16 protein-coding genes and 1 tRNA gene are annotated in these 18,697 nt (G+C 35.9%); 15 read left to right on the top strand and 2 right to left on the bottom strand.

Translation table 11 applies throughout. The annotated features are described in order from the left end of the window. Window positions 1–13 precede the first annotated feature (13 nt). The 3 genes from SD1D_RS08150 to SD1D_RS08140 all read left to right on the top strand — a co-directional run bounded on the left by SD1D_RS08150 (window position 14) and on the right by SD1D_RS08140 (window position 3,423). Window positions 14–1,360 (top strand): FtsW/RodA/SpoVE family cell cycle protein, encoded by a 1,347-nt coding sequence (locus tag SD1D_RS08150; RefSeq protein WP_242955205.1) that lies wholly within the window; start codon window positions 14–16, stop codon window positions 1,358–1,360. Next, entirely contained in the window at window positions 1,347–2,819 is a 1,473-nt protein-coding gene (locus SD1D_RS08145; protein ID WP_058258446.1) for a peptidoglycan D,D-transpeptidase FtsI family protein, read from the top strand. Before SD1D_RS08150 ends, SD1D_RS08145 begins: the two co-directional genes overlap by 14 nt. A gap of 151 nt (window positions 2,820–2,970) precedes the next feature. After that, the gene (locus SD1D_RS08140; protein ID WP_058258445.1) at window positions 2,971–3,423 is read left to right on the top strand and encodes an NUDIX hydrolase; all 453 of its coding nucleotides are present in this window, start codon (window positions 2,971–2,973) and stop codon (window positions 3,421–3,423) included. Between the two features lie 249 nt (window positions 3,424–3,672). Here SD1D_RS08140 and SD1D_RS08135 read toward each other — a convergent pair. Further along, window positions 3,673–3,755 (bottom strand) — tRNA-Leu (locus SD1D_RS08135). 93 nt (window positions 3,756–3,848) lie between these two features. Here SD1D_RS08135 and SD1D_RS08130 point away from each other — a divergent pair. From SD1D_RS08130 to thiI, 11 genes are all read left to right on the top strand, one after another. Next, window positions 3,849–4,316, top strand: a complete 468-nt coding sequence (locus SD1D_RS08130) for an anti-sigma factor family protein (protein WP_058258444.1) — start codon at window positions 3,849–3,851, stop codon at window positions 4,314–4,316. A gap of 54 nt (window positions 4,317–4,370) precedes the next feature. After that, the gene (gene polA, locus SD1D_RS08125) at window positions 4,371–7,019 is read left to right on the top strand and encodes a DNA polymerase I (protein WP_058258443.1); all 2,649 of its coding nucleotides are present in this window, start codon (window positions 4,371–4,373) and stop codon (window positions 7,017–7,019) included. Between the two features lie 20 nt (window positions 7,020–7,039). Further along, window positions 7,040–7,630: a dephospho-CoA kinase gene (gene coaE / locus SD1D_RS08120; protein ID WP_058258442.1), complete on the top strand. Its 591-nt coding sequence runs from the start codon at window positions 7,040–7,042 to the stop codon at window positions 7,628–7,630. A 77-nt stretch (window positions 7,631–7,707) separates the two neighbouring features. Then, on the top strand, window positions 7,708–8,499 hold the full coding sequence (locus tag SD1D_RS08115) for an MBL fold metallo-hydrolase (RefSeq protein WP_058258441.1): 792 nt from the start codon (window positions 7,708–7,710) through the stop codon (window positions 8,497–8,499). A 69-nt stretch (window positions 8,500–8,568) separates the two neighbouring features. Further along, a complete protein-coding gene (locus SD1D_RS08110; protein WP_058258440.1) occupies window positions 8,569–8,841 on the top strand; it encodes an ACT domain-containing protein in 273 nt (90 codons plus the stop codon). Between the two features lie 17 nt (window positions 8,842–8,858). After that, complete coding sequence (locus SD1D_RS08105; protein WP_058258439.1) at window positions 8,859–10,223, top strand: PFL family protein; 1,365 nt, start codon at window positions 8,859–8,861, stop codon at window positions 10,221–10,223. A 150-nt stretch (window positions 10,224–10,373) separates the two neighbouring features. Further along, entirely contained in the window at window positions 10,374–11,828 is a 1,455-nt protein-coding gene (locus SD1D_RS08100; RefSeq protein WP_058258438.1) for an aminoacyl-histidine dipeptidase, read from the top strand. A 30-nt stretch (window positions 11,829–11,858) separates the two neighbouring features. Next, complete coding sequence (locus SD1D_RS08095; RefSeq protein WP_058258437.1) at window positions 11,859–13,250, top strand: LCP family protein; 1,392 nt, start codon at window positions 11,859–11,861, stop codon at window positions 13,248–13,250. A 178-nt stretch (window positions 13,251–13,428) separates the two neighbouring features. Next, a complete protein-coding gene (locus SD1D_RS08090; protein ID WP_058258436.1) occupies window positions 13,429–14,322 on the top strand; it encodes a M23 family metallopeptidase in 894 nt (297 codons plus the stop codon). Window positions 14,323–14,410: 88 nt separating this feature from the next. Next, window positions 14,411–15,598 carry a cysteine desulfurase family protein gene (locus SD1D_RS08085; RefSeq protein WP_058258435.1) on the top strand — a complete coding sequence of 396 codons (1,188 nt, stop codon included), beginning with the start codon at window positions 14,411–14,413 and terminating at the stop codon, window positions 15,596–15,598. Window positions 15,599–15,624: 26 nt separating this feature from the next. Then, window positions 15,625–16,800 (top strand): tRNA uracil 4-sulfurtransferase ThiI, encoded by a 1,176-nt coding sequence (gene thiI / locus SD1D_RS08080; protein WP_058258434.1) that lies wholly within the window; start codon window positions 15,625–15,627, stop codon window positions 16,798–16,800. A 71-nt stretch (window positions 16,801–16,871) separates the two neighbouring features. Here the strand turns inward: thiI and SD1D_RS08075 are convergent, their stop codons facing one another. Continuing rightward, a complete protein-coding gene (locus tag SD1D_RS08075) occupies window positions 16,872–17,105 on the bottom strand; it encodes an HPr family phosphocarrier protein (RefSeq protein WP_058258433.1) in 234 nt (77 codons plus the stop codon). 196 nt (window positions 17,106–17,301) lie between these two features. Between SD1D_RS08075 and mtaB the strand changes: the two genes are divergently transcribed. Continuing rightward, window positions 17,302–18,645 (top strand): tRNA (N(6)-L-threonylcarbamoyladenosine(37)-C(2))-methylthiotransferase MtaB, encoded by a 1,344-nt coding sequence (gene mtaB, locus SD1D_RS08070; RefSeq protein ID WP_058258432.1) that lies wholly within the window; start codon window positions 17,302–17,304, stop codon window positions 18,643–18,645. Window positions 18,646–18,697: the final 52 nt, after the last annotated feature.

The following is an 18,697-nucleotide window of genomic DNA, read 5'->3' as shown; positions in this document are numbered from 1 at the left end:
AGCAGGTGAAATTATGCGTTTGTTAGTAGAATTAACAAAATATCTTATGATAATTCTTATGGGAACTTATACATTCCATGCATTCAGGGCTTCTATTAAAAAGAATAAAAGGCATCAGGATAGAATTTATAGAATGATGACTATCCTTCTTTTTACATTTCATTTTACAGGGTATTTTACCATATATGTTCAATATCCTAGCGATACGTTATTTTTGCTATATGGTATTCAGGTAATAGTATTTATATTGGCTCTGAATTTTTATCATATTTTTTATCCCGGAATTTCCGGGCTTCTTCTTAGGAATATGCTAATGCTTTTAAGTGTAGGATTTATTATACTTTCTAGGTTATCCTTTAATAATTCAGTCCGACATTTTATCATGAGCAGTGTTTCCTTAGGTATATGTATATTCGTTCCCATATTCATACAAAAATTCACTAGATTAAGGAATTACGGTTGGGTTTATGGAGCAGTTGGCCTTGTACTTTTAATAATAACCTTACTTGTAGGTGATGAAAAATACGGTGCCAAAAGCTGGTTAAATCTATTTGATATAGTGGTTATTCAGCCCTTGGAGTTTGTAAAGTTGCTTTTTGTCTTTTGTATAGCTTCTTTGTATGATAAAGAATGGAATTTTAAAAGGGTATGTATGGTAACGGCTTTGGCAGGAGCTACGGTATTAACCTTAGTTTTACAAAAGGATCTTGGGGGAGCCTTAATATTTTTTATAACATATCTTTTTATGCTTTATGGTGTAACAGAAAACTCTTTATACCTATTACTGGGTCTTGGTGGAGGAAGTGCGGCAGCATGGATTGCTTATCGTTTGTTCTACCATGTCCAGGTTAGGGTTTTAGCATGGAAAAATCCTTTTAATTATATTGATAAAGAGGGTTATCAAATAACCCAATCCCTTTTTGCCATAGGAACCGGAGGATGGTTTGGAATGGGATTATATCAAGGATTACCAAAATCAATACCTGTAGTTGACAGTGACTTTGTATTTGCAGCTATTTCAGAAGAATTTGGCGGTTTATTCGCTCTGTGTCTGATATTATTATATATTAACTGCTTTATAATAATGATTAATATATCAGTGAAACTAGATGATAACTTTTATAAATTATTATCCTTGGGCTTTTCCGTAATGTTTGGTTTTCAGACATTTTTATGTATAGGGGGAGTCATTAAGTTTATTCCTTCTACAGGAGTAACCCTACCCTTAATTAGCTACGGTGGAAGTTCCATTGTATCTACAATTATTATGTTTGCTGTAATTCAAGGGATATATCATGCCGGTAATAAATCCCAGCTAAAAAAGCAGAGTTTGGCAGGTGGGCGTTATGAAGAATATTAAAAAAGTTAAAAAGGTTAAAAAGATTCAGAAACAAGAGCAAGTGCCATCAAATAAAAAAAGAGGAAGTAGAACTATATTATCTATAGTCTATATCTTTGTAGGGCTTTTTGTCTTGATGATGGGTTATTTTTCGCACTTTTTATTGGTTAAGAGTAAGAATGTAATAAATAGTACTTATAATCTAAGACATGATGTCTTATCAAAAAGGATTATCCGTGGAAAGATTTTGTCCGCTGACGGCCTTGTATTGGCAGAAACAATAACAGATGAAGAGGACAATGAGAAGCGTACTTATCCTTTTAATGATATGTATGTTCCTATAGTAGGCAGAGTATCCCTTGGTAGAACAGGAATAGAAGAAACGGAGAATATCACTTTATTAACCTCAGATGTGGATAGTGCCACTACTATGTATAATGACCTTGTAGGGGTGAAAAATCCGGGGAATAATATTATTACAACTTTAGATCATAAACTTACAAAAGCAGCTTATGATGCCTTAGGAGATAATAAGGGGGCTGTTGTGGTTATAGAGCCTGCAACAGGTAAAATCTTAGCCATGGTATCTAAGCCTTCTTATAATCCTAACACTATAGAAGCTGACTGGGATATGCTAACAAAAGATGAAGACCATGAATCACCCTTACTTAATAGGGCCACCCAAGGACTATATCCCCCGGGCTCTACTTTTAAGGTACTTACTGCCCTTGCATATATGCGGGAAAATAAGGATTATGAAAATTATACCCACAATTGTAAAGGAAAAGCAGAACATGACGGTATGATGATACGTTGTAGCGGTAACAGTGTTCATGGAAAGATTGATTTTAAAGTTGCTTTTGCAAAATCCTGTAACAGCTCATTTGCTTCAATGGGCAAGGAACTTCCTATAAATAATTTTAGAAATTTGTGTGAGAGTTTTTTCTTTAATAGTACTCTACCTGCAAGAATAAGCAGTAATCCCAGTGTTTTTAAGTTAAAAGTGGGAAGTTCAGGAGTTAAGGAAGCTATGCAGACAGCCATAGGCCAGGGAAAAACCCTAATGACACCCTTTCATAATGCAATGATTGCGGCTACGGTAGCAAACGGAGGAGTTATGATGAAGCCCTATGCTATTGATAGGGTTGAAAATGCCGACGGCCGTGTTATTAAAGGATATATACCTGAAGAAGTAGATAAGCTTATGACTGCTAAGGAGGCGGATTATCTAAAAGGTCTTATGAGGGCAGTTGTAACAGAGGGAACTGCAGAAAGTTTAGAAAGTCTGAATGTTAAAGCGGCCGGAAAGACGGGAACAGCACAACAGGAGGGTAAGGAATCCCATGCTTGGTTTATAGGGTTTGCACCGGTAGGTGAACCTAAGATTGCCATAAGTGTTCTGGTAGAAAATGCCGGATCAGGCAGTAAGAATGCAGTTCCTATCGCAGAAAAGGTATTTGCTGCATACTTTAATAAGTGAGAATAATAATATCATATCCTGCAAAAAAGTATACTATCCTACTATTGTTGTATTTGTTAGAAGTTCATAAAAATCAGTTGATATATTCGGCATATTGATGTATACTTTAGGGTAGTTAGAGAGGACACACCAAAAAGCAGGAGGAATTGCGATGATAGAAGCAACGAGCTGTGGTGGTGTAGTTATATTCAGAGGGAAGATTCTATTACTGTATAAGAATTATAAGAACAAATATGAAGGGTGGGTGCTACCTAAAGGAACAGTAGAAGATGGAGAAGAGTATAAGGAAACGGCAATCCGGGAAGTAAGAGAGGAAGCGGGGACGAATGCTTCCATAATTAAATATATCGGAAAGAGCCAGTATTCCTTCAGCACACCACATAATACAGTATTAAAGGATGTTCATTGGTATCTAATGATGTCTGATAGCTATTACAGTAAACCACAACGTGAAGAATATTTTATGGACTCAGGGTATTACAAATTTCATGAGGCCTACCATCTTCTAAAATTTGCCAATGAAAAACAGATTTTAGAACAGGCCTACAATGAATACATTGATTTAAAAAAGAGTAATCTCTGGGGAAGTAAAAAGTATTTTTAACAAAATCGTCTTGGGACATTCCGATAAGGAGTGTCCTTATTTTTTTGAAGTAAAAAGTAGAATTTTTAATTAGTTATCAAAATTTATAATGTATGTTATAATTATAATGCAATTTTGAAACTTTAAAATTGGGTTTCAAAGGACAAACATAGTTCAACCACCAAAATAGCAAATTAAAAACTTCTACGCAAAAAAATAAAATCCCTAGAGCCCTTGATTTTCATAGGCTTTAAGGATTTCAATCCACAATGCGGATGGAGGGACTCGAACCCTCACGAGTGTTAGCTCGGTAGATTTTGAGTCTACTGCGTCTGCCATTCCGCCACATCCGCTTGGTGACGTGGTTAATTCTATCACAATTAATTTTATATTTCAAGTGGGAATAATAAAAAAATAAACACAGTATTTTTAAAGGAGCATATAAAATGACCTGTATGAAAGCTCAAAGTTTAATCACAGGGTTTATTAATGATGAATTGGATATAGGTGAATTAGAAAGATTTATCCTGCATATACAGTCTTGTAAAGAATGTAGGGAAGAGCTAGAGGTCTATTATGCCTTACTTACGGCAATGAAACAGTTAGATGAAGACAAGGATTTGTCTGATGATTATAGTGAAGAGTTAAATGAAAAAATCAACCGAGCCCAGGAAAGAATTATACATTTAAGGTATAATTATTACCGTAAAAAAAGCGCATTAATAATAATAATTCTTTTAATAACTGTGGTTTTTAGTATGTATTATTATCTTGGTGTAAGTGAGGAAGAAAATCCGGTAAAAGAAAGTAAATTTCGGTTAAGGATTACCTTTATGGAAGAACGGTTTGACAAGCCGAAAGATGAAATTGAATTGTATCTTAAGGAGCAAGAAGATAATACACCTAGGCAGTAGGACAAAGTGAAAGGAGGATGTCGCAGAATATAGGCTGCGACTGTAATAATAAAGATGGATAAAAAAATAGTTTTAATAGACGGACATAGTATTTTAAACAGGGCTTTTTATGGCCTTCCGGATTTGACAACTTCTAAGGGAGAACATACCAATGCCATATTAGGATTTTTAAATATCCTATATAAAATTTTAGATGAAGAAAAGCCGGGGTATTTAGCTGTAGCCTTTGACACCCATCACCCGACTTTTAGACATGAGATGTTTACGGAATATAAAGGGACCAGAAAAGCCACCCCCGATGAGCTAAGGCAGCAGGTGCCGGTTATGAAAGAAGTTTTAAAGGCTATGAATGTGACTGTAATAGAAAAACCGGGATTTGAAGCCGATGATGTACTTGGAACCTTGGCCAAGATGGCAGAAAAAGAAGGTTATCAAGTATCCATAGTATCCGGTGACAGGGATTTATTGCAGCTGGCCAGTGATAATATTAAAATCCGCATACCTAAAACCAAACGAACCGGTACGGAGATAGAGGATTATTATGCCAAAGATGTCATAGAAAAATATAAGGTTACACCTAAGCAATTTATAGATTTAAAGGGACTTATGGGTGATTCATCAGATAATATACCGGGTATACCCGGTGTCGGTGAAAAAACCGCAGGGAAACTAATTGCCAAGTATCAGTCCATAGAAAATCTTTATGACCATATTGATGAGTTATCTCCCGGTAAAACAACCACAACCATAAAAGAAAATAAGGAACTGGCATATCTGTCTAAAGAGCTGGCCACAATTTGTACCGATTGTGATTTAGAATTTAATTTAGAAGAGGCAGTTTTGGGTGACCTTTATAATGAGGATGTCTATAAATGGTTTAAAAACCTGGAGTTTAAAAGCCTTATTTCTAGATTTGGATCAATGGAGATAGACCAATCTTTAGAAATAGAGAAAAATTTCTCGGTAATTGAGAATCTAAGTGAGGCAGATTTGGTATTTGCAAATATTAAGCCTATGGATAATCAACCCATAGGGCTTTATATGATTATTGATAATAATGAGCTTCTGGGAGTTTCCTTATGCTTTAGTGAAAAGAAGATATATTTAATTAAAAAGGTCGGTATGATAACAGAAGATTATTTAACTAATCAGGTTGAAAAACTTGCAAAAAACAAGTTTTCATTTTCTGTTATTGGATTAAAAAATCAGCTTAAGTATTTGAAGGTAAGTGAAGATGATCTGGTGTTTGATCCGGCCATTGCTGCATATCTTCTTAATCCCTTGACTGATACTTATCACTATGATGATATTGCCAGGGATTATCTTGGAATTACTATTCCCTCTGTGGAAGATTTGCTTGGAAAGATGAAGTTAAAAGAGGCTATGGAGAAAATGCCTAAGGAATTTACCGCATATGCCTGCTACTCATCCTATGTTGCCTATAAGGCAGCACCAAGATTAAAAAAACAGCTTGATGAGACCGGTATGTTAAAATTATTTGAGGAAATTGAGCTGCCCTTGATATTTACCTTATATGATATGGAAGTAAGGGGTATTAGGGTTAATAAAGAAGCCTTAAAGGAATACGGAGATCATTTGAAGGTGGGAATTGATTCTTTGGAGAAGCAGATTTATGAACTGGTAGGTGAAACTTTTAATATTAACTCTCCAAAACAATTAGGGGTAATTTTATTTGAAAAACTTAAATTGCCCTTTGCTAAAAAGACTAAGACCGGCTATTCCACGGCAGCTGATATTCTGGAAAAACTAAGGAGTGAACATCCTGTAATCTCCATGATATTGGAATATCGTCAGCTAACCAAATTAAAATCCACCTATGCCGATGGCCTGGCTGTATTTATTCAAGATGACGGCCGGATTCACGGGAAGTTCCATCAGACTATAGCGGCAACGGGAAGAATAAGTAGCACAGATCCTAATCTGCAAAACATCCCCATTAGAATGGAACTGGGAAGAAAGATTAGAAAAGTATTTATCCCTGAGGAGGGTTATGTATTTTTAGATGCGGATTACTCTCAGATAGAGCTTCGGGTTCTTGCCCATCTATCCGGTGATGAACAGTTAATTAAAGCTTACAAAGAAGCTAAAGATATCCATAGGATTACAGCCTCCGAGGTCTTTCATACTCCTTTTGATGAGGTAACCCCTCTGCAGCGAAGCAATGCTAAGGCTGTAAACTTTGGAATTATATATGGTATCAGTTCTTTCGGACTGGGACAGGATTTAAATATTACCAGGAAGGAAGCAGAGCGTTTTATAGAAAAATATTTTAAAACCTTTCCTAAGATTAAGAATTATCTGGACAGGCTGGTGGCGGAGGCGAAAAAAGAAGGGTATTCCACAACACTTTTTGGACGTAGAAGGCCTATACCGGAGCTTGCTTCAAGTAATTATATGCAGCGATCCTTTGGGGAAAGGGTGGCCATGAATTCACCGATTCAGGGTACAGCCGCCGATATTATTAAGATTGCCATGAATCGTATCAATAAAAGATTAAAGGACAATAATATGCGCTCCCGTCTGATACTTCAGGTCCATGACGAGCTTTTGGTGGAGGCTCATAATGAAGAAGTAGAAGAAGTCAAAAAGATTATGGTGGAAGAAATGCAAGGAGCGGCAAGTCTTGATGTTCCCTTAGAAACTGAAGTGAATATGGGATATAATTGGTATGAAGCAAAATAAATAGTGAGGATAGATTAGCAATGAAAGTAATAGGAATTACAGGAGGAATCGGAAGCGGAAAATCCTTAGTTGCTGATATTATGGTAAAAAAACATAAAGCATATTATATTAATACAGATAAAATTGCAAAAGAGCAGATGCTGCCCCAGGGTATTAGTTATCTTGGGGTAGTAGAATGCTTTGGCAAAGGGATTTTAGCAGAGGACGGTACTATTGACAGAAAGAAGCTTTCTCAAATTGTATTTAATGACAAGGATAAATTGCTTAAATTAAATAAACTGACTCATCCCAATGTATTAGTAGAAGTAAAGAAAGTAATTGAAGAAAAAAGAGCAAGTAAAATTGTTCCTTATTGTATTATAGAAACAGCTTTAATGATTGAATCACGTTATGATATAATATGCGATGAGGTATGGTATGTACATTCACCGGCACAGACAAGAAGAGAAAGACTAAAAAATAGCCGAGGATATACCGATGAAAAAATAGATGCAATCTTTAGTAGTCAAAGTAAAGAGGAAGACTTTTTTAAGAAATTTAAGAAAGTAATCTATAACGACGGTGATATAGACAAACTGGAGGAACAGATAGAGATATTATTGGAAAAATAAACAATTATTTTTTCTTGACAAAAAGAATCAAATAGGTGATACTTGGTTAGAATATTAGATAAGATGGGAAGATTGACATGAAATTATGCAGTATTGCAAGCGGCAGCAGTGGAAATTGTATTTTTGTAGGCAGCGAGCAAACTAACTTGCTTGTGGATGTGGGCCTAAGTGCAAAAAGAATAGAAAATGGACTTAAGGAAATTGATATTAAACCGGATACTATTCAAGGGATTTTAATAACCCATGAACATACCGACCATGTGTCAGGTTTAGGGGTAATGGCAAGAAGGTATCATATTCCGATTTATGCAACATATGAGACTATTATGGCTATAAGGGGAATAAAATCCCTGGGTGAAATATCTGAAGAGCTCTTTAATTATATAGAACCTGATAAAAGATTTACAATTAATGATATAAGCATAGAGCCCTTTTCAATATCTCATGATGCTGCAAATCCGGTATGCTACACTATGGAGACAGGCCATGAGAAGCTGGGTATAGCAACTGACCTTGGCAAGTACGATGATTATATCCTGTCTAAGCTTAGTGGGTCTGACATATTAATGATAGAGGCTAATCATGATATTAATATGCTTATGGTAGGTAAATATCCTTATTATTTAAAACAAAGGATACTGGGAGATTTAGGCCACTTATCCAATGAAACATCGGCCGGTTTAATCAGTAAGTTAATTAATAAAAAGAAGCAGCATATAATTTTAGGACATTTAAGTAAAGAAAATAATTATGAAGAGCTGGCCTATGAAACAGTCCTATGTGAACTGTCACAGCTTGATATAGAATCCGATATGTATTCGTTAACGGTAGCCCGAAGGGATGCACCTTCAGATTTAGTAATCATATAAAAAACAACTTTAAAAATATTATTTTAAATTATATAATTAAATTTAATAATAGGAAAGGCTTGGTATATTATGAAGAGAACCGTTATTACTGTCGTTGGTAAAGACAAGGTAGGAATAATTGCTAAAATTTGTACATATCTTGCCAATAATAGTATCAATATCTTAGATATATCCCAGACAATTGTTCAAGAATTTTTTAATATGATGATGATTGTCGATACATCTAAGGCACCAAAAGAATTCGAGCTAATAGCTGAGGAGCTGGATCAGATAGGTGCTGAAATTGGGGTAATTATTAAAGCCCAGCATGAAGATATTTTTAATAAAATGCACAGAATATAGATGGGAGACTTTGGTAGATGATTAATATACATGAAGTCATAGAAACTAATAAGATGATCGAACAGGAAAATCTTGATGTCAGGACTATAACCCTTGGTATCAGTTTACTAGATTGTGCCGGACCGGATTTGTCTAAGGTAAACCAGATGATATATGATAAAATAACTAGGGTGGCAAAGGATCTGGTTGCGACAGGAAATAAAATTCAAAGGGAATTTGGAATTCCTATTGTCAATAAGAGAATTTCTGTTACTCCTATTTCCTTAATAGGAGCTTCCTGCTGTAAGACCATTGAGGATTACGTTACCATTGCAAAGACCTTAGATAAGGCTGCCCATGATGTGGGAGTGAATTTTATCGGAGGTTATTCGGCCTTGGTTTCAAAGGCAATGACTGCTTCAGATGAACTTCTTATAAGGTCCATACCAAAGGCTTTGCAATCGACTCATAGAGTATGCAGTTCTGTAAATGTAGGTTCAACCAAGACCGGTATAGATATGAATGCGGTCAAGCTTTTGGGTGAAATAATACTTGAGACAGCAGAACTTACCAAGGAAAATGATTCAATCGGATGTGCTAAGTTAGTAGTATTTTGTAATGCACCGGATGATAATCCTTTTATGGCCGGGGCTTTCCATGGAATCACTGAGGGAGATGCTGTAATTAATGTAGGAGTCAGCGGTCCCGGAGTCGTAAAAAAAGCCCTGGAGTCTGTAAGGGGAGCAGATTTTGAGACCCTTTGTGAGACTATTAAAAGGACTGCATTTAAGATAACCAGGGTAGGACAGCTGGTGGCATTGGAAGCTTCAAAAATTCTTAATATACCTTTTGGAATAGTAGATCTTAGTTTGGCGCCGACACCGGCAGTGGGGGACAGCGTGGCAGAAATTCTTGAAGAAATAGGTCTTGAATATGCCGGAGCCCCGGGTACAACAGCAGCCCTTGCCCTTCTTAACGATCAGGTTAAAAAGGGTGGTGTTATGGCTTCCTCTTATGTGGGAGGTTTAAGCGGAGCCTTTATTCCTGTAAGTGAAGATCAAGGTATGATAAATGCCGTAGAAGCGGGAGCCTTGACTTTAGAAAAATTAGAGGCCATGACTTGTGTATGTTCTGTGGGCCTTGATATGATTGCAATACCGGGAGATACAAAAGCTTCCACAATCTCCGGTATTATAGCCGATGAGATGGCTATCGGTATGATAAACCAGAAAACAACGGCGGTAAGAATAATCCCTGTAATCGGAAAGGATGTAGGAGACAGGGTTGAATTTGGAGGCCTTCTCGGTTATGCTCCAGTTATGAAGGTTAATAGTTTTAGTTGTGATAATTTTATTAACCGAGGGGGTAGAATTCCCGCTCCAATCCATAGTTTTAAAAATTAAAAATAATATTTATAATGAAATTATAAATTTACAAAAAATAAATAAAAAAGGAACTGTATAGGAGGAGGCAGCGTCTAATAATAGGACATTCGATACCTTCCCTAAATTCTTAGCATATTTAATAAACTTAAAGGAAGGGCTTGGTGTATAATGGATAAGCAGTTGGCAGAAATGGACTACAAAGGAATATTTAAGTACTTTAGCGAGATTTCAAAAATACCCAGAGGCTCAGGTAATGAAGAAGAAATTAGTGAATATCTGGTAAGGTTTGCAAAATCCCACGGATTAGAGTATAATAAGGATTTGGCTAACAATGTTATTATAATAAAGGAAGCAAGCCCCGGGTATGAATATGAGCCTGCCATAATGTTACAAGGCCATATGGATATGGTTTGTGAAAAGGAAAAAGACAGTACCCATGATTTTCTTAAAGACGGAATAAAGCTTTTGGTAGATGGGGATTTTCTTCATGCAGACGGTACTACTTTGGGTGCCGATAATGGGATAGCTCTTGCTTATATATTGGCTTTATTATCTGATGAGACCTTAAAGCACCCCAGGATTGAAGCGGTAATCACAACTGACGAAGAAGTGGGGATGAACGGTGCCAAGGCCTTGGATTTATCGGCCTTAAAAGCCCAGTATATGATTAACCTAGATTCCGAAGAAGAGGGGTATCTGCTGGCAAGCTGTGCCGGAGGTCTAACAGGTACGTGTACCTTGCCATTAAAACGTGTCAGTGAAGAAGGCAAGAAGATAAGAATTTCCATAGGGGGTCTAAAAGGTGGACATTCCGGTATGGATATTGTTAATAATCGTACCAATGCCAATAAACTTTTAGCAAGACTGCTGTTTGATTTACGAGAAAAAGTGTCCTTCGCCCTACTTCATATGGAAGGGGGTAATAAGGATAATGTTATACCCCGTGAGGCTTTTGCTGAATTGGTTATAGAAGCTGAGATGTATCAGCAATTTAGTCAAAAGATTGATGAGATAATGCAAGTATACAAAAAAGAATTAAGAAGCAGTGAACCGGATTTGGAATATTCCCTTAATGACTTAGGAGACGGAGAATATAAAGTTCTTCATCCGGTATCTTTTGAGAAGCTACTGTTTCTAATGATACAAATCCCTTACGGTGTACAGGTTATGAGTTCAGATATAGAAGGGCTTGTAGAAAGCTCTTTGAATTTGGGAATTTTCCGTTTAGAGGATGAACAGGCTGTTATATGCAACTCTGTAAGAAGCTCAAAAAGCAGTTATAAAAAATATATCAGTGACAGACTGAAATATTTGGTTAATTTTTTAGGGGGAGAATATATAGTACGTTCCGAATACCCTGCTTGGGAGTTTAATAAAGAATCAAAGCTAAGGGATCATTTGCAAAGATTATATAAGGAAATGTACGGTAAGGAAATGAAAGTAGAAGCAATACATGCCGGATTAGAATGTGGATTAATCGCAGAAAAAATGCCGGGTATTGATATAGTGTCTATTGGTCCTGATATGTCCCGTGTTCATACTATAGAAGAAAGGCTCAGCATTTCTTCTACTATAAGGGTATATAAATTCTTAGAACGAGTTATTGAAGAAAAAATTCTTTAATAATAATTTTTATAGGTAGGAGATGGAGAAATGTCTAAGGGTTATAATAATGATGATTATGATTTTGGAACAGACCCAGAATTTGAAAAAAAATTTCTTATGAATATTGAGAGGGTGTTAAGTGATGTGGATAAGGATATATCCATGGACCAATCCCCTACCGCTTCAGAAGCTACTTTAAAGGGGCAGGCTGATTCTGATGAAATGGCGGCATCCCTTGATCAGCTTTCTGTAGAAGATATAGATGATACACTATATGATATTAATAATTCCTTAGCTAAGCAGATTAGCGAAGAATTAGAAGATATTAAAACATCAGATAAAAACAACAAGAAAAGATCCAAAATGATGAAAATCCAAATCGGAGTTATCATAGGATTAGTATCTTTACTGGGCTTTGCATGTTTCCTTGGATTTACGAAACCGGGTAACCATTTGCTCTTTAAAATGGGTATAAATATAGGGGGTAAGATATGGGATGCCTGGACCCAAGATTTTGATAATGAACCGGATCTTGTTGAAGATGTAGACTATATAGATGCAGAGGACCTTGCCTCAGATGCAGAAGAAATAGACCCAGATACCATTGTATGGCCTGAACATCCAGGTTACGGAAGACAGGAGGAAGGGGTATATAATATACTTTTGTTAGGGGAGGAGGCAATCGGTTCCGGAACTGCAAGGGGGAGAACAGATGTAATTATTATAGCTACCCTTAATAAGAACCAAAAATCCATAAAATTAACTTCCCTAATGAGGGATATGCTGGTTCAGATACCGGGATATAAGGATAACAAATTAAATTCTGCCTATGAAAAGGGAGATGTGGATTTACTATATGAAACCATAGCCCTTAACTTTAATATCCGACTTGACGGTTGTGTATTGGTAAACTTTGAAAGCTTTGAGCAGATTATTGATTATTTAGGCGGCCTAGAGCTTACACTTACAGCTTCAGAAGCTAGGTATTTAAGAAATACCAATTATATTTCTAATCCTCAGTATAGAAATGTGGTAGAGGGAACACAACTAATGAACGGCAACCAAGTATTAGGTTATGCCAGAATACGTAAAAGAGCTGCAATTACCGGTGACAGTAGTGATTATGGCAGGACTGACCGCCATAGGATTATTTTAAATGCAATCTTTGAAAAATATAAAACAAAGAGTGAAATGGAACTGGTATCAATGATGATAAAAATATTACCCTTAGTTAAAACTGACATAAGCAGTAAGACCTTTGAGAAGCTAATAAGTACATTTATGAAAATGGGTACCACTAAGATTGAACAGTTGCGACTCCCGGCCAAAGGAGCCTTTACAGAAAATGTAAAGGTAAGGGGAATGGATGTACTTATACCTGATTTAGAAAAGAATATTAGTATATTGCATGAATTTATCTTTGGCAGTTCAGACTCATAGGTTAAACTAAGAAGGTAACAATTATAATGCATGGCATAAGCAAAAAAGCTTTATGTCATGCATTATTATAGCTTTAAAGTTTAGTATAACTTGGCATAATAATTAATCTTTTTTCATATAATAATTAGCTGTATTTTAGAGCTTCAATATAATAATTAATATAAAAGGGTTGATTATTATGAAAAAAAATAAGTATAGCCGGTTAGTGTTATGCCTACTTATTCCCTTAGTGATTACTGCAGTCATAACGGGTAAGTGTTTAAAATTAATTAATAGCGAACTTATAATAAAAAAAAATCTTTCAAAAGAGATTGATTTTGAGGAGTTTCGTAATATTCGGATTAGTAAAAAGCAAGAGGACAAGATTAAGAAATATAGCACAGATTTCATAAAGAAAAACCCTCATTTTAAGGGATATCCTTATATGGATGATATAGCTTATCTAACCTTTTCCATGCTATATACAGATTATGATTTAGTCAACAAAAAGGTACCAAATACATATATATTTAATCGTGGAATTGGAAGGTTATCAAAGGATGATAAATTTAGAAAACTGTATTCCTATTACAAGGCTATATTTTCTGACTTGAAGTATTTTCCTGTACCTTATATGGGCCAAGATGCTGCCAAGGTCTCCTATGAAGATAGCTGGAATGCTCCAAGGACCTATGGGGGTGATAGAAAACATGAAGGAACAGATTTGATGGCAGAAAATAATATCCCCGGATATTTTCCTATAATCAGTATAACCGACGGATTTGTAGAGAAAATGGGTTGGTTAGAAAAAGGGGGTAACCGAATAGGTATTCGGGCAGAATCCGGTGCTTATTTCTATTATGCTCATTTAGATACATATGCTCCCGGGCTTAAAATAGGAGATAAGGTTATAGCAGGCCAGCTGCTAGGTTTTATGGGAGATACCGGTTACGGAAAAGAAGGTACCAAGGGAAAATTTGATGTCCATCTTCATCTGGGCATCTATCTGTCTGACGAAAATCAAGAAATTAGTGTAAACCCCTATTGGATCTTAAAAATTATAGAAGATAAAAGAACTGAATTGCTTCATTAGATATTATTATATTTTGATGGAAAAACTCCTATAATATGTTGTATAATAGTGGTTATTGATATTTATTCTAATCTGAAGAGGGGTATATATGGAAGTTTATTTAGACAATTCTGCAACAACTAAGATAAGTGACAAAGCAAGAGATATTATGTTAAAGGTATTATACGAGGATTATGGGAATCCCTCCTCTTTGCATATGAAGGGCGTAATTGCCGAAAAGTATATTAAGGACAGTGCAGATAAAATTGCAGACTGCCTAAAGGTTGATCCTAAAGAAATTATCTTTACATCCGGCGGTACAGAGGCCAACAACCTTGCCCTTTTAGGCACTGCAATGGCTTATCCTAGAAGGGGTAGGCATATTATAACTACGGGGATTGAACATCCTTCGGTACGCCAGCCCTTGCTTTTTCTTGAGGAAAATGGCTATAAAATAGATTTTATTCCGGTAGATAGTACCGGTAAGATTTTAAAGGACAAGCTATATAAGGCTATAAAAGAAGATACCCTGATGGTATCTATTATGTATGTAAATAATGAGATAGGCTCGGTCCAGGATATTGAAGAAATAGCAGGAGAAATTAAAAAGATAAATAAGGATATAATACTGCATGTAGACGGTGTTCAAGCATTTGGTAAATACAGAGTATGGCCTAAAAGAATGGGAATAGACCTTTTTTCCATAAGCGGTCATAAAATACATGGGCCCAAAGGTATAGGAGCGTTGTATGTAAGCAGCGGTATTAGAATAAAGCCCATAGTTTTTGGAGGAGGTCACCAAAGAGGTCTAAGATCTGGAACTGAGAATGTTCCGGCTATTGCAGCTTTAGGACAGGCTATTACAGATATTTATCAGGATTTTGACAAAAAAATAGAAAGAATGTATGAATTAAAGCAGGCATTTATAAAAGAAATAAGTAAGCAAGAGGGTGTAACTATTAACGGTCTTCCAAAAGAATGCAGTAAGGAATACCTGATGGAAGAGATAAAAAAGACAGCACCCCATATAATATCTGTAAGTTTTCAAGGAGTAAGAAGTGAGGTTCTTCTTCATGCTTTGGAGGAAAGAGGAGTATATGTGTCATCCGGTTCTGCCTGCAGCTCCCACCATCCTGAGCCTAGTGCCACCCTTTTGGCAATCGGAATTGCCAAGGATTTATTGGATTCCACCATACGTATTTCCATGTCGGAGATGACAAGCAAGGAAGAGATAGATTATGCCATAGAGCAGATAAAGGATTTACTTCCTGTATTAAGAAGATATACAAGAAGGTAAGTAAGGAAGAAAGGTTAAGGTGTAAAATGTATAGAGCATTTTTAATAAAATATGCAGAAATCGGATTGAAGGGAAAAAACCGTTACTTATTCGAGAATGCTCTTCGCGATAGAATCGCAGAAGTCCTAAAGCCCTTAGGAGAGTATCTGGTTACTAAAGAACAGGGCAGGATTTTTCTTGAGTGTCCAGAAAATTATGATTATGAAGAGACGGTTGCTGCACTTCAGAGGGTATTTGGAATATCATCTATCTGTCCGGTAGTGGTAATAGACGGCTCTGATTGGGAAAAATTAACTCAGGGTGTAGGAGATTATGTGGAAGCTATGTATCCCAATAAGGATTTTACTTTTAAAGTAATGGCTAAACGTGCCGACAAGAATTATCCCATGACTTCTCCTGATATCTGCAGCAAGATGGGTGCATATTTGCTTAATAGATTTACGAATTTAAAGGTAGATGTTCATCAACCAAAAGTACGTATAACAATTGAAGTTCGCAGTAAATCCTATGTATATTCCATGGATATTCCCGGTCCCGGAGGGATGCCCGTAGGAAGCAACGGAAAGGCAATGCTTTTACTATCGGGAGGCATAGATAGTCCCGTTGCAGGTTATATGATTTCAAAACGGGGAGTATCCATGACGGCTGTATATTTTCACGCTCCCCCTTATACCAGTGAAAGAGCAAAACAAAAGGTGGTAGACCTAGCCAAAAAGATAGCCAGATACTCCGGTAAGCTAAAACTTTTTGTTATAAACTTTACTGATATCCAGCTTTATATTTATGATAAATGTCCTCATAACGAGCTTACTATTATTATGCGCAGATATATGATGAGGATTGCAGAGCATTTGGCAAAGCAGGAGAATTGTCTGGGACTTGTAACAGGAGAAAGTATAGGTCAGGTGGCCAGTCAAACCATGCAAAGCCTAGCTTCAACCAATGAGGTATGTACTATGCCGGTATATAGACCTTTAATTGCCTTTGATAAGAAAGACATTGTAGATATCGCTAAAAAGATTGATACTTACGAAACATCAATACAACCTTTTGAGGATTGTTGTACCATATTTGTAGCTAAGCATCCGGTTATTAAGCCTAATCTAAAAACAATCCGTAATTCAGAAAGAAAATTAGAAGAAAAAATTGATGAAATGGTAGAGCAGGCTCTAAAAACTGTTCAGGTGATTGAAGTAGAGTAGTAATGATTGATTAATCACAATTTTATGAAAAAAATAGAGCTGCCTTTTGGCAGCTCAGGATAACATTTTGATTAGTCAACGATATAAGGTTTCAGAGTTGTAAGAATTTCTTCAAGATTATCTTCACCATGTATATTTAAATCGATAGGCTTAGATAAATCAAGACTGAAAATACCCATAATGGATTTTGCATCTATAACATATCTGCCTGAAACCAAATCAAAATCGGTATCAAATTTTGTAACATCATTAACGAATGTCTTAACCTTATCAATTGAATTTAAAGATATCTTAACTGTCTTCATAGTAACGCAATCCTCCTTTTCTCAGTATATGTATATACTATATTTTAGTAATATAAAAGTCAATATACAAAGTATATAAAAAATGTAGGAAAAGTTGTATAAATGATGTGGGAGTCTACTGACAAGATATAGGAGATATTGTTAAGAGTATGTTAATAATATCTGATTTGTAAAGTTACCGGAAAGGAAGAAAGAAATGAAAAAAACAGCAGCATTTTTAACCCTCGGCTGTAAGGTAAATACTTATGAGACAGAGGCAATACGAGGAATGTTTGAAGCTGCAGGCTATAAGATTGTAGATTTTAAGGAGCTTGCTGATGTATATGTGGTAAATACTTGTACTGTGACCAATATTGCAGATAGAAAGTCCCGCCAGATGCTACATCAGGCAAAAAAGAGAAATCCCGCAGCCATAATAGTAGCTGTAGGTTGTTATGTTCAGGCGGCGGAGGAAGAACTGTTAAATGACAGCAGTGTGGATTTAGTGGTTGGAAACAACAAAAAATCAGAGATTGTAAAGTTGGTAGAAAGTTATATTAGTCAACAGGATACTAATTACATGGTTGTAGATATAGATAGGGAAAATGAATACGAAAATCTATCTGTTATATCAACCATGGAGAAAACCAGAGCTTTTATAAAGATACAGGATGGCTGTAATAGATTTTGCTCCTATTGTATTATACCCTATGTAAGGGGCAGGGTAAGAAGCAGGGATGAGGAGGATATATTGATAGAGGTTAGAAGGCTTAAGGAGCTTGGCTATAAGGAATTTGTCCTTACTGGTATCCATCTATCCTCTTATGGTTTAGATAGACTTGAAAACAGTGATGACTTATATAAGCAGCTGCCTTTAGCCAGATTAATTAAATTAATTGGCCAAATCCCCGGTATAGAAAGAATTAGGCTAGGATCCTTAGAGCCTCGTATTATAACCGAGACTTTTGTAGAAGAAATCAGCAAAGTAAAGCAGTTTTGCCCCCATTTTCACCTGTCCTTACAAAGCGGCAGTAATACAGTTCTTAAACGGATGAATCGTAAATACACAGCCGAGGAATATGAAGAAAAGGTGGAGCTACTTAGAAAATATTTTGATAATCCTGCATTTACAACAGATATAATTGTAGGATTTCCTGGGGAAACAGAGGAAGAATTTAATGAAACCGTAGAATTTGTTAATAGAATCGGCTTTTCAGATATCCATGTCTTTAAGTATTCAAAAAGGGCAGGTACCAAGGCTGCAAAGATGGAAAATCAGATTCCGGAGGATATTAAGCAGCGTAGGAGCAATGAGTTAATGACTGTGGTTGAAAAATTGTCTAAGAATTATAAAGCTATGTTTTTAGGCAAGATGGATGAAGTTCTAATTGAAGAAGAAGTGATTATTGAGAAAAGAAAATACCAAATAGGGCATAATAAAAGATATTTAAAAATTGCAATTGCTTCTGAAGAAAATTTAACAAACCAGATTATTAAGGTGGAGATTCAAAAAGAGTTAACAAAAGATATACTATTATCTTCAATTTTAACGGAAAATTAGTATTTAATTATTTAATTGAATTTTTTGTATATATATATTAATATAGTAAGTA

This window comes from Herbinix luporum (assembly GCF_900070325.1).
Classification (GTDB): Bacteria; Bacillota; Clostridia; order Lachnospirales; family Lachnospiraceae; genus Mobilitalea; species Mobilitalea luporum.
The sequence above is the reverse complement of the archived record's forward strand: the minus strand, read 5'-3'. Positions and strand labels throughout refer to the sequence as shown.

What these genes read in the sequence shown, in the direction of transcription:
- SD1D_RS08150 (WP_242955205.1), top strand. Translation starts at nt 14, where the DNA reads ATGCGTTTGTTAGTAGAATTAACAAAATATCTTATGATAATTCTTATG.
- SD1D_RS08145 (WP_058258446.1), top strand. Translation starts at nt 1,347, where the DNA reads ATGAAGAATATTAAAAAAGTTAAAAAGGTTAAAAAGATTCAGAAACAA.
- SD1D_RS08140 (WP_058258445.1), top strand. Translation starts at nt 2,971, where the DNA reads ATGATAGAAGCAACGAGCTGTGGTGGTGTAGTTATATTCAGAGGGAAG.
- SD1D_RS08130 (WP_058258444.1), top strand. Translation starts at nt 3,849, where the DNA reads ATGACCTGTATGAAAGCTCAAAGTTTAATCACAGGGTTTATTAATGAT.
- polA (WP_058258443.1), top strand. Translation starts at nt 4,371, where the DNA reads ATGGATAAAAAAATAGTTTTAATAGACGGACATAGTATTTTAAACAGG.
- coaE (WP_058258442.1), top strand. Translation starts at nt 7,040, where the DNA reads ATGAAAGTAATAGGAATTACAGGAGGAATCGGAAGCGGAAAATCCTTA.
- SD1D_RS08115 (WP_058258441.1), top strand. Translation starts at nt 7,708, where the DNA reads ATGAAATTATGCAGTATTGCAAGCGGCAGCAGTGGAAATTGTATTTTT.
- SD1D_RS08110 (WP_058258440.1), top strand. Translation starts at nt 8,569, where the DNA reads ATGAAGAGAACCGTTATTACTGTCGTTGGTAAAGACAAGGTAGGAATA.
- SD1D_RS08105 (WP_058258439.1), top strand. Translation starts at nt 8,859, where the DNA reads ATGATTAATATACATGAAGTCATAGAAACTAATAAGATGATCGAACAG.
- SD1D_RS08100 (WP_058258438.1), top strand. Translation starts at nt 10,374, where the DNA reads ATGGATAAGCAGTTGGCAGAAATGGACTACAAAGGAATATTTAAGTAC.
- SD1D_RS08095 (WP_058258437.1), top strand. Translation starts at nt 11,859, where the DNA reads ATGTCTAAGGGTTATAATAATGATGATTATGATTTTGGAACAGACCCA.
- SD1D_RS08090 (WP_058258436.1), top strand. Translation starts at nt 13,429, where the DNA reads ATGAAAAAAAATAAGTATAGCCGGTTAGTGTTATGCCTACTTATTCCC.
- SD1D_RS08085 (WP_058258435.1), top strand. Translation starts at nt 14,411, where the DNA reads ATGGAAGTTTATTTAGACAATTCTGCAACAACTAAGATAAGTGACAAA.
- thiI (WP_058258434.1), top strand. Translation starts at nt 15,625, where the DNA reads ATGTATAGAGCATTTTTAATAAAATATGCAGAAATCGGATTGAAGGGA.
- SD1D_RS08075 (WP_058258433.1), bottom strand. Translation starts at nt 17,105, where the DNA reads ATGAAGACAGTTAAGATATCTTTAAATTCAATTGATAAGGTTAAGACA.
- mtaB (WP_058258432.1), top strand. Translation starts at nt 17,302, where the DNA reads ATGAAAAAAACAGCAGCATTTTTAACCCTCGGCTGTAAGGTAAATACT.